The sequence below is a fragment of the Methylobacterium sp. J-026 genome (genome assembly GCF_022829585.1).
Lineage (GTDB): Bacteria > Pseudomonadota > Alphaproteobacteria > Rhizobiales > Beijerinckiaceae > Methylobacterium.
This window is the reverse complement of record NZ_JAKSYC010000192.1, coordinates 1-10000: the sequence shown is the minus strand read 5'-3', so window position 1 is coordinate 10000 and position 10000 is coordinate 1. Positions and strand designations below refer to the sequence as shown.

The following is a 10000-nucleotide window of genomic DNA, read 5'->3' as shown; positions in this document are numbered from 1 at the left end:
TATTGGCTCCGTGACGCTTGGAATCGGTATTCCCTGCGCACAGATCGAAGCTTAACAGGTCCGCCGGTACCGACCCGCTTCGACCGGCCGCGCCTCAGAGCCGTTCCCCGTCGCGTTGCCACGGGGAATGGCTCCGGCTCCATGTTGGACCGTGCTGTGTTGCGCCGAACTGGCATCCACATCGGCGGACAGCCCTCTGATCTCAGAACGCGGGATGAAGCCCGGGATCGGCGGCGGGCCCGGTTCGGGGACCGGAGGCGCGGGGGATCGACGCTCCGGATGCGGCCGCACACGATCTTGTGCGGATGCTGCAGGTCTAGCGTGGCTATTCGTGAACTAAGCAGCAACGATGTTTTCACAAAAAGCTCGGCTCATATCACTACAGTTGGAGTGAGAGCAGTGTCGTGAACGAAGTGCAGCAGACTCACGAAGCCGACAGATCCGGGCGCGACGTGAGCGAACCGCCCGAGCGCGGATCGTCCTCGCCCCGGCCCCGTCCGAAGACAGGGGGAACGGCGGGTCCCGATCCGCGCCAGATGCCGGTTCTCGTGGTCGACGACGTGCCCCTGATCCGCACGGTGGTCCGGGCCGTCCTCGAGCAGATCGGGGTTCACGACGTGCGCGAGGCGCCCGACGGCGCCGCCGCGCTCGCCATGCTGAACGAGCACACCTACGGCCTCGTCATCTCGGACCTGCACATGTTCCCGATGTCGGGCTTCGAGCTGCTCCGCCGGATCCGCGACGACCGCCGCCTGCGGGAGACGCTGTTCGTGATGATGACCACGAAGGAGCACGCCCATGCCTTCACGGCGGTACGCCGGGCCGGCGTGAACGCCTGCCTGGTCAAGCCCTTCATGCCGGCCGCCCTGCGGACGATCCTCGCGGAGGTCTGGCCCACCGATCCTCGGCCGGGCGCCGCGCATCTCGTCCGAGCCGTGGCGTCCGGGTCCGAAATCCCCCGCCTGGAACGCCCCGACGCCCGGCCGCTCACTTCACCACCAGCCAGTCCTCGACCACGAGGGCGTCGAGGCCGGTGGTGTAGAACATCAGGATCGCGTCCTCCGCGCCGTGGAGGATCGGCTTGCCCATCACGTTGAAGCTGGTGTTGAGCAGGATCGGCACCCCGGTGAGGTCCGCGAAGGCCGCGATCAGGGCCGCGTAGGCCGGGTTGCGCGCGGGCGTGACGCTCTGGAGCCGGCCGGTGCCGTCCGCATGGACCACCGCCGGCACGCGGGCGCGGACCGCCTCCCGCCAGACCAGGGTGCGCTCCATGTAGGGGCTGTCGGCGTAGTCCTCGAACCAGTCGGGACCGGCCTCGGCCAGGATCGAGGGCGCGAACGGCCGGAACGCCTCCCGGTACTTCACCTTGGCGTTGAGCGCGTCCTTGGCGCCCTCCGGCCGCGGATCGGCCAGGATCGAGCGGTTGCCGAGGGCCCGGGGGCCGAACTCCGCCCGGCCCTGCACCCAGCCGACGAGGCCGCCGGCGGCCAGGATTCGCGCCGCCGCGCGGGTCGCCTCGGCGTGGCCGACCCGCCTGGCCCGGGGCTCCTGTTCGGCGAGGCGCTCCATCGGCAGCGTCGAGACCCGGGAGCCGAGATAGGGCGTCAGCGGGCGCTGGGCGGCGGGCGGGCCGGCCCAGTCCGGATGGTCCTCCGCGTAGGCGAGCCACGCGGCGCCCACGGCGTTGCCGTCGTCGGCCGGGGCGGAGGGGACGTGCAGCCGGCGGAACCCGGAGCGGGCGAGCACCCGGCCGTTATAGGAGGAGTTGAGGCCGCAGCCGCCGGCGATCACGAGATTTTCGCTGGGCGCCAATGCCCGGGCCTCGGCCACCAGGACGTCCATCAACGTCGCGAAAAAATCCTGGCCGCAGCGGGCGAGGTCGGCCCAGCCGTTCTCCAGGGCGTCCGCGGGACGGCGGCCGCGGATCGCCCCGGCGACCGCCCGGATCGTGTCCGCGTCGGCGTAGCGCAGGCGGCCGCCCTCCACCGTGCAGAGCCGGCCCAGCAGGGCGGCGAGGTCCGGATCGGGATGTCCGTAGGGGGCGAGCCCCATGATCTTCCACTCCTCGCCCTTCACCTGGTCGAAGCCGGCGAGGTCGGTGATCAGCCCGTAGAGGAAGCCGAGCGACCCGCGCCCCCGGTGGCGGCGCAGCTCGGTGATCCGGCCGCCGTTCAGCCGGTAGAGCGCCGCCGCGCCGGTCTCGCCCATGCCGTCGACCACCAGGGCGGTGGCTTCCTCGAAGGGGCTGCCCCAGAGGCCGTAGGCGGCGTGGCAGAGGTGGTGCGGATAGCGCCGCTGACCGGCGATCGCCGCCCGGGGCGCCGCGCCGGTGATCCGCGCCTCCTGGTTGAGGGCGAGCAAGGTGCCGTGGCCGGCCCGCTCCTGGGCGCCGTGGAGATCGGCGATGAACACCCGCTCCGCCTGCTCGGGCACGAAGGAGCGGTTGAGCGCGGTGCCGTGGGCGGCGAGCGCCATCAGGTCGAAGGCGCCGGCGCCGGCTTGGCCCCGCAGGAAATCGGTGAATTGCGGTCCCCAGGTCGAGGCGATGACCAGCTCGGAACCCGGCGGGACATGCGCCTTCAGGAGGGACGCCATCCGGCCCGGGGCGTCCGGCTCGCAGTTCGGGGCGCGCTTGTACTGGAGGTCGCGCTCCGCGGCCTCGGCGAAGAGCAGGCTGCCGTCGGGCCCGACCAGGGCCAGGGCGGGATCGTGGAAGGTGGTGGCGAGGCCGAGATAGAAGCGCATACGCAAGCGCGGTAGCGCATTTTTCCGCGCAACGGAGCCCAGCCGGGCGCGGCGGCTACCGGATTGCTGCGGGGCGCCGCACCAACACGAGAATCCCCGCCCCCGCGAGTCCCGAGAGGGCGGAGCCCGCCAGCACGCCGAGCTTCACGGCGGTCTCGTGCTGCGGATCCGCGAAGGCGAGGCCGCCGATGAACAGGCTCATGGTGAAGCCGATGCCGCAGAGCACGGCGACGCCGTAGACCTGCCCCCAGCCGGCTCCGGCCGGGCGCTGTCCGAACCCGAGTGCGACGGCGAGCCGCAGGCTCGCGAACACACCGGCCTGCTTGCCGAGGAACAGGCCGGCCGCGATGCCGAGCGTCACGGGCTGGAGCAGCGCGTCGCCGGTCAGGCCGGTCAGGTCCACGCCGGCATTGGCGAAGCCGAAGATCGGCACCACCCCATAGGTGATCCAGGGTGCTAGGGCATGCTCCAGCCGATGGAGCGGTGACTCCGCCGCCTCCGGCCGGCCGGGGCTGACCCGGATCGGGATGGTCAGCGCCAGCAGCACCCCCGCGATGGTGGCGTGGATCCCGGAGCGCAGCACGAGTACCCAGAGCACAAGGCCGAGCAGCCCGTAGGCCGGGAGCCACCCGATCCCCGCCCGGTTGAGGCCGTAGAGGGCGGCGAGCACCAGGGCGGCGAGACCCAGCATCGTCGTGTCGAGACCGGCGCTGTAGAAGAGCGCGATGACCAGGACGGCGCCGAGGTCGTCGATGATCGCCACGGCACTCAGGAAGATTTTCAGCGAGACCGGCACCCGTTGGCCGAGGAGCGCCAGGACGCCCAGGGCGAAGGCGATGTCGGTGGCCGCCGGGATCGCCCAGCCGCGCAGGGTGTCGGCGCCGAGATTGAACAGGGCGTAGACCAGGGCCGGCACCGCCATGCCGCCCAAGGCCGCGAAGCCGGGCAGCGCCCGGTCCGGCCAGGTGCGCAGCCGCCCGTCGAGCGCCTCGCGCTTGATCTCCAGCCCGACCAGCAGGAAGAACCCGGCCATCAGGCCGTCGTTGATCCAGTGCTGCACGCTCAGCGGGCCGAGGGCGGCGTGGAGCCCATGGGCGTAGGCCTCGGACAGGGGCCCATTGGCGACGACGAGCGCCAGCGCCGCCGCGCCGATCAGGATCAGCCCGCCCGCCGCCTCGCTGGCGAGCATCCTGCGGATGGCCGAGAGCGGGCGCCGGCCCCGCTTCGGCGCGGGGCGATCGGGGGACGGGGGCGGCTTCATCGGGTCAGGCCTTGCCGCGCATCGGCGATGGGGGCAAGGCTGCATCCCGTGTGCAACGTGTCGGCAGCTGGAGATGAGAGGCATGGCCGCATCGAAATCCACACCCGCTCGGCGGACGCGCGCTCCGCACTCTGCCGCACGAATCCATGCTGCGGTTCTTGAGGAAGCGAAGAGATCCGGTCTGCTCGACGGTGTGGAATCGGAGCACGTGAGCTTTCGCGTACCCTCCGCCCTGGTGAATGCGGCCAAGCGTGAGGCCGGCATCACGTCGACGGCCGAACTCGGGGTGGTTGCCCTGGCGCTTCTGGCGCAACCGGATCCGGTCGCGAATTTTCTCCGCTGCACCGCCGGTCGGCTCGGGCCTGACCACGACCTCGATACCGGCACACGTTGAGCGCCGATCTGCGGGCTGCGCTCCGGCGTCGCAAGCCGGACAAGCGCAGGCTGCGCCTGTCCCCGCGCCCGCAGCATGTACACGTGGATTGGACCCTCTACGGTGAGGCCGCCCCCGCCGCCTTCGTCCTCGACACGGGCGTCTACATCCACAGCGCGGCCGGTCGCCTGCCGACGGACCTGTGCCGCCTCCTCGATCGCGCCTTGCTGTTCCACTGCGCGGTGGCGCTCTCCGAGCTAGCTGTCGGGGTCGCTGCCGCCGACCCTCGCGGACCGAACTGGATGGCGCTGCGCGATCACTATGCGGATCTGTTCGCGCAGATCCCGGACACGCGCCTGCTGACGCCCGACGCACAGACATTCGCGGATGCGGGTCTCCTGGCCGGCATGCTGGCGCGCCTCCAGGGCTATCAAAGTCACCAGCGCACGGCCTGTCTCGCCGACGCGCTTATCTTCCTCACCGCAGCACGGGCCGGTCTTCCCGTGCTGACGGCCAATCGGGACGATTTCGACGTCATCCAGCAGCTCGCACCGGAGGGGCGATTCGTCGTCTACGAGCGGGTCTGAGCGTTCCCGTCCCTCACGACGCCCGCCCCAGGGCCGCGCGGATCAGCGCCAGCCCGTCCGGGCTCGACCACGCGGCCGGGCCCTTCATCACCCCGAGGGTGCAGCCCTTCGCGTCGATCAGCATCGTGGTCGGCAGGCCGGGCGATTGGGTGTCGCGCTGGATCGTCGGCAGGACGCGACCGCCGGGATCGGCGTAGAAGGCGAGGTCGTGGATGCCGGCCTGCTTCAGCCAGTCCGGCGGCTTGTCGAGGTTGCGGGTGTCGACGTTGATGGCGACCACCTGGAAATCCGGGCCACCGAGCTGGGCCTGGAGCCGGTCGAGGGCCGGCATCTCGGCCTTGCAGGGGGCGCACCAGGTCGCCCAGAGATTGACCAGCAGCAGCCGGCCCTTGAGGTCGGACAGCCCGGTCTCGGCGCCGTCCGGACCCTTGAACCGGATCTCGGGCGCCGGCCGGGCCTGCTTCAGGGCCTGCATGGCGGCGACCTCGCCCTTGGCGGCGGCGTCGACCCGGGCCAGCGCCGGATCGGAGCCGGCGCAGGGGCCCGGTGCCCCGTCCGTGTTGCCGGGCAGGAGACCGCTCCCGTATAGGGCGAGCCCAAGGGTGGCGAGCGCGGCGAGGCCCGCGCCGGCCGCGATTGTGGTGCGGCCGGGCATCAGGCTTGCCTGCCGGGATGGTCAGGGCGCGGAAGGATCGACATGAGCAACCGGATGTGGGGCGGCCGCTTCGCGAGCGGCCCGGCGGAGATCATGGAGGAGATCAACGCCTCCATCGGATTCGACAAGCGCCTTGCGCCCCAGGATATCCGCGGCTCGCTGGCGCATGTGGCGATGCTGGGCCAGGCCGGCATCCTCCCGGCGGAGGATGTGGCGGCCATCGAGGCCGGGCTCAAGTCCGTGCGCGACGAGATCGAGGCCGGGCGCTTCGTGTTCAAGCGCGAGCTCGAGGACATCCACATGTCGGTGGAGAGCCGGCTGACCGAGATCGTCGGTCCGGCGGCCGGGCGCCTGCACACGGCGCGCTCGCGCAACGACCAGGTCGCCACCGACATGAAGCTGTGGGTGCGCGACACCCTCGACTCCCTCGACCAGCAGGCCGCCGACCTGCAGCGCGCTTTGGCCGAGACGGCGCTCAAGCATGCCGGCACGGTGATGCCGGGCTTCACCCATCTCCAGTCGGCCCAGCCGGTGACTTTTGGCCACCATTGCCTGGCCTATGTCGAGATGCTGGCCCGGGACCGGGGCCGGTTCCGCGATGCGCGGGCGCGGCTCAACGAGTGCCCGCTGGGCGCCGCGGCGCTGGCCGGCACCTCCTTCCCGATCGACCGGCACGCCACCGCTGCGGCCCTCGGATTCGACCGGCCCACCGCCAATTCCCTGGATTCGGTCGCCGACCGCGATTTCGCCCTGGAATCGCTGGCCGCCGCCTCGATCTGCGCCGTGCACCTGTCGCGCTTCGCCGAGGAGCTGGTGGTCTGGACCTCGGCGCAGTTCAACTTCGTCCGCCTGTCGGACGGGTTCACCACCGGCTCGTCGATCATGCCGCAGAAGCGCAACCCCGACGCCGCCGAGCTGGTGCGGGCCAAGTCCGGCCGGATCATCGGCGCGCTGACCGGCCTGCTGATCGTGATGAAGGGCCTGCCGCTCGCCTATTCCAAGGACATGCAGGAGGACAAGGAGGGGACGTTCGACGCCCTCCAGGCCCTGTCCCTGTGCCTGGCCGCCCTGACCGGCATGGTGAAGGATCTGGAGCCCAACGCCGCGGTGCTCAGCCAAGCGGCCGGCTCCGGCTACGCCACCGCCACCGACCTCGCCGACTGGCTGGTGCGCGAGCTCGGCCTGCCGTTCCGCCAGGCTCACCACGTCACCGGCCGCCTGGTCGGCGCGGCCTCCGCCAAGGGCATCGGGCTGGAGGACCTGTCGCTCCCCGAGATGCAGGAGGCCGAGCCGCGCATCACAGAGGCGGTCTATGCCGTGCTCGGCGTCGCGAACTCGGTGGCGAGCCGCACCAGCTACGGCGGCACCGCGCCCGATAATGTGCGCCAGCAGGCGCAGGGCTGGATCGAGCGGCTGGCCTGACCGGGGACGGGGCTCGGCCCCTGGGCGATGCGGGCTTCAGCCAGGGCGGCGGCCGCGTCGCCCTGCATCCTCCACGTGGATCGAAAACGCCGAGCGCACCGGCCTCAACCCGCAGGCTTGGCTCGCCGACGTCCTCGGGTGTCCGCCTGCCCCCGCCCGCCCGGCGCATCGACGATCTGCCACCCCTGGAATTGGACTCAGCCCGGCCCCGGATGATCGCTGTCTGACGCCCCATTGCAACGACGAGCGCGGCCTTCACTGCGGGCGTACGAAATCGGCGGCCGTTCGCCCGGGGTTGATACAAGTTGTATGTCAATTCGAAACCATAACCGGCTAGATTTTTCGATCATGGAGCTGAGATTGATCGCGATTTAAATGCTCGCGCCCAAGCTCGCGGCAATGCGAATCGATGAACTGAAGCTACAACTCATGTCGTGTCACATCGCTGCTCGACGGGTCGGCAGGACGACAAGTACGGCGCTGCTGAGCGTCCTGATATCCGCCGTGCATCCGCTTGCCTGCGCCGCTGGCGGGGGTAATCCGGATAGCCTCAGCCTCATTGACGCGTATCACCGATCGGCCGATCCGGCTGGATCATCGCCGACAGCCACGTACAGTGACCTGACCGTCAATACGCCCGGCGCGACAAACCGGCTGTTCACGACGGTCGCGGAGGCCGGCAAGACGTCGAGCGTCTCGCAGACCGGCAAAGACAACACCGTGAGCGTCGATCAGAACGGGAAAGCGGCCGTCCTCGCGGGCGTTCAATCGGGCGCGGATAACCGCATGACCGGCACCCAGGGCGATCTCGCCATGCTCCGCGTCAGCCAGCGCGGGGACCAAAACGTCATCCAGGCGCTCCAAGCCGGGCGAGATGACAGGGCCACGATCGAGCAGAGTGGCGCGTACAACCTGGTAACCGGTGCGCAGACGGGCTCCGGCGAGAGAGCCGTCGTCATACAGACCGGCACGCATCAGACGGCGGTCTACGCGCAGAGCGGCACGGGTGCTGTTTTGTCCATTCGGCAGCATTGACGAACGGTGCAGGACGATATCCCGGCCCGGCTCGACATGGGGTCCGACGCGACCCGGCAGGCCGATCCCGGGATTGACGACGGCCCCGGGGGGAGGGCTCGACGGCATCGGCAGCGGACTCTCAGAGCGCGAGGGTGACCTTCACGCGGGCGCGGGACACGCAGGGCATCATCCGGTCCTGACGCTTGGCGACCGGCAGCACGACGTCGCGGTGGATCACGGTGCCGTCCCGGTAGCCGCACTCGCAGGAGCCGCACACGCCGATCTCGCAGGACGAGGGCATCGCGAAGCCGTGCTGCCGCAGAACCTCGAGCAGGGAGGCATCGGCCGGCACGTGGATGACCGCCCCCGTCGAGGCGATCAGCGCGTCGAAGGGTTCGGGCTTGTAGGTCTCGTCGGCCATCGGCGCGAAGTGCTCGACATGCACCCGCTCCGCCGGCCATCCGGCGGCCGTCAGCGCGGCCTGCACGGCGTCGGTGAGCCGTTGGGGCCCGCAGGCATAGGCATGGATGCCCGCGCCCGGCGCTCCGAGCGAAGTGGGATCGAAGCGTCCGCCATCCGAGGAGAACCAGCAGCGCATCCGGTCGCCGCACAGCGTCCGCAACTCGGACAGCAGCGGCGCCTGTTCGGCCGAACGCGCGCACAGGTGGAGCGTGAAGTCGGCGCCGCTCGCAGTCAGGCGCCGGGCCATGGCGGCGAGCGGCGTCACGCCGATGCCGCCGCCGATCAGGACATGGCGCCGTGCGCCGATGGCCAGACCGAAATTGTTGCGCGGGTGGAAGACGTGGGCGACGGCGCCCGCGACCAGGTTGGCATGCGTCCACAGCGAACCGCCGCGGCCCGCATCCTCGCGCTTGATCGCCAGGACATAGCGGCTCCGGTCGGCCGGATCGCCGCAGAGCGAGTACTGGCGGATGCGGCCGTCCGGCAGGCGCAGGTCGACATGCGCCCCGGGCTCCCAAGCGGGCAATTCGGGGCGCTGCGGGTGGACCAGCGTCAGGCGCAGCACCTCCGGCGTGGTGGCGACGGCCTCCACCACCGTCAGCTTCATGACGATGCGCGCGGACACCGGCTCAATCCACCAGCGCGATGGCGTCGCCCGGGCGGATGATCCCGCCGCGCTCGATCCCGCAATTCAGGCCCGAGCGGTTGTAGAGCGGCAGGTAGACCGGCTGGCCGAGCAGTTCCTCCAGATACTTGCACGGGAAGTTGAGGCGCCCGCCGCGCAGGATCACCTCGCCGACCCGGAACCGGCGGCCGACCAGATGATTGAGCGGCACGCCGCGCACCGTGAGGTTCCGGCGGTGGTCGACCGGCGCGAGCTGGATCGGGCCGCCCTGAAGCGGCGGGTCGTTGCGCGCGAGGGCGTCGAGCGCCTCCTGCTCGATCAGCGTCACTTCGCGGGTGTCGGGCTTGGGCGAGTAGGTCCCCGTCCCGAGGAAGTAGCGGTCCCCCTCGATGCCGCGGCCGGCGACGCAGTGGGCCTCGGCCAGTTCCTCCATCTCGTAGCTCGCCGCCGACGCGATGTGGATGGTGAGCAGCGCGCCCCGCCATCCGGTCGCGCCGCCGGGGACGGCGACCGCCACCGAGCCGGCCGCGTGGGCGAAGGCTTCGACGTGGCGCGGTGCGGATGGCGCGCTCATCGGACCGGCCCCGTCGCCAGCGCGATCGCCTCGACCTCGACCAGCGCGTCGCGGGGCAGGCGCGCGACCTCGACGGTCGAGCGCGCCGGCGCAGCGCCGGGGAAATGCTCGGCATAGATCGCGTTCATCGCGGCGAAGTCGTTCATGTCCTTCAGGAACACGGTGGTCTTGGCCACGCTCGCGAGGCTGGCGCCTCCGGCCTCCAGCACCGCGGCGAGGTTGGCCAGCGCGCGGCGGGTCTGCGCCGCGATGCCCTCCGGGAACGCCCCCGTCGCCGGG

General features: G+C 71.0%; 11 protein-coding genes. 5 read left to right on the top strand and 6 right to left on the bottom strand.

From position 1 onward, the window contains the following. The first annotated feature begins 536 nt into the window (after window positions 1-536). Window positions 537-1097: a response regulator gene (locus MKK69_RS17870; RefSeq protein ID WP_243969998.1), complete on the top strand. Its 561-nt coding sequence runs from the start codon at window positions 537-539 to the stop codon at window positions 1095-1097. Here MKK69_RS17870 and MKK69_RS17865 read toward each other — a convergent pair. Together MKK69_RS17865 and nhaA are read right to left on the bottom strand one after the other, a co-directional pair. Then, complete coding sequence (locus MKK69_RS17865; RefSeq protein WP_243970012.1) at window positions 988-2745, bottom strand: carbamoyltransferase; 1758 nt, start codon at window positions 2743-2745, stop codon at window positions 988-990. The genes MKK69_RS17870 and MKK69_RS17865 overlap by 110 nt on opposite strands. 55 nt (window positions 2746-2800) lie before the next feature. Then, entirely contained in the window at window positions 2801-4006 is a 1206-nt protein-coding gene (gene nhaA, locus MKK69_RS17860) for a Na+/H+ antiporter NhaA (RefSeq protein ID WP_243969996.1), read from the bottom strand. An 82-nt stretch (window positions 4007-4088) separates the two neighbouring features. Here nhaA and MKK69_RS17855 point away from each other — a divergent pair, with 82 nt between their 5' ends. Both MKK69_RS17855 and MKK69_RS17850 read left to right on the top strand, forming a co-directional pair. After that, the gene (locus MKK69_RS17855; RefSeq protein ID WP_243969995.1) at window positions 4089-4400 is read left to right on the top strand and encodes a hypothetical protein; all 312 of its coding nucleotides are present in this window, start codon (window positions 4089-4091) and stop codon (window positions 4398-4400) included. Between the two features lie 83 nt (window positions 4401-4483). Then, window positions 4484-4966, top strand: a complete 483-nt coding sequence (locus MKK69_RS17850) for a type II toxin-antitoxin system VapC family toxin (RefSeq protein WP_243969993.1) — start codon at window positions 4484-4486, stop codon at window positions 4964-4966. Window positions 4967-4979: 13 nt separating this feature from the next. Here the strand turns inward: MKK69_RS17850 and tlpA are convergent, their stop codons facing one another. Next, window positions 4980-5621 (bottom strand): thiol:disulfide interchange protein TlpA, encoded by a 642-nt coding sequence (gene tlpA / locus MKK69_RS17845; protein ID WP_243969991.1) that lies wholly within the window; start codon window positions 5619-5621, stop codon window positions 4980-4982. 42 nt (window positions 5622-5663) lie between these two features. Between tlpA and argH the strand changes: the two genes are divergently transcribed. Both argH and MKK69_RS17835 read left to right on the top strand, forming a co-directional pair. Further along, entirely contained in the window at window positions 5664-7043 is a 1380-nt protein-coding gene (gene argH, locus MKK69_RS17840) for an argininosuccinate lyase (RefSeq protein ID WP_243969989.1), read from the top strand. A 375-nt stretch (window positions 7044-7418) separates the two neighbouring features. Further along, on the top strand, window positions 7419-8078 hold the full coding sequence (locus MKK69_RS17835) for a hypothetical protein (protein WP_243969987.1): 660 nt from the start codon (window positions 7419-7421) through the stop codon (window positions 8076-8078). A gap of 121 nt (window positions 8079-8199) precedes the next feature. On the opposite strand, the gene MKK69_RS17830 is transcribed toward MKK69_RS17835, so the two are convergent. From MKK69_RS17830 to MKK69_RS17820, 3 genes are all read right to left on the bottom strand, one after another. Beyond that, entirely contained in the window at window positions 8200-9147 is a 948-nt protein-coding gene (locus tag MKK69_RS17830; protein WP_243969985.1) for a PDR/VanB family oxidoreductase, read from the bottom strand. A gap of 4 nt (window positions 9148-9151) precedes the next feature. Then, window positions 9152-9721, bottom strand: a complete 570-nt coding sequence (locus MKK69_RS17825; RefSeq protein ID WP_243969983.1) for an MOSC domain-containing protein — start codon at window positions 9719-9721, stop codon at window positions 9152-9154. Continuing rightward, window positions 9718-10000 (bottom strand): Rid family hydrolase (locus MKK69_RS17820; RefSeq protein WP_243969981.1); only part of this gene is annotated, 283 nt, incomplete at its 5' end. The genes MKK69_RS17820 and MKK69_RS17825, both read right to left, overlap by 4 nt.

Coding starts and splice junctions, on each gene's coding strand:
- MKK69_RS17865 (WP_243970012.1), bottom strand. CDS start 2,745: ATGCGCTTCTATCTCGGCCTCGCCACCACCTTCCACGATCCCGCCCTG.
- tlpA (WP_243969991.1), bottom strand. CDS start 5,621: ATGCCCGGCCGCACCACAATCGCGGCCGGCGCGGGCCTCGCCGCGCTC.
- MKK69_RS17870 (WP_243969998.1), top strand. CDS start 537: ATGCCGGTTCTCGTGGTCGACGACGTGCCCCTGATCCGCACGGTGGTC.
- argH (WP_243969989.1), top strand. CDS start 5,664: ATGAGCAACCGGATGTGGGGCGGCCGCTTCGCGAGCGGCCCGGCGGAG.
- nhaA (WP_243969996.1), bottom strand. CDS start 4,006: ATGAAGCCGCCCCCGTCCCCCGATCGCCCCGCGCCGAAGCGGGGCCGG.
- MKK69_RS17855 (WP_243969995.1), top strand. CDS start 4,089: ATGGCCGCATCGAAATCCACACCCGCTCGGCGGACGCGCGCTCCGCAC.
- MKK69_RS17835 (WP_243969987.1), top strand. CDS start 7,419: ATGCTCGCGCCCAAGCTCGCGGCAATGCGAATCGATGAACTGAAGCTA.
- MKK69_RS17825 (WP_243969983.1), bottom strand. CDS start 9,721: ATGAGCGCGCCATCCGCACCGCGCCACGTCGAAGCCTTCGCCCACGCG.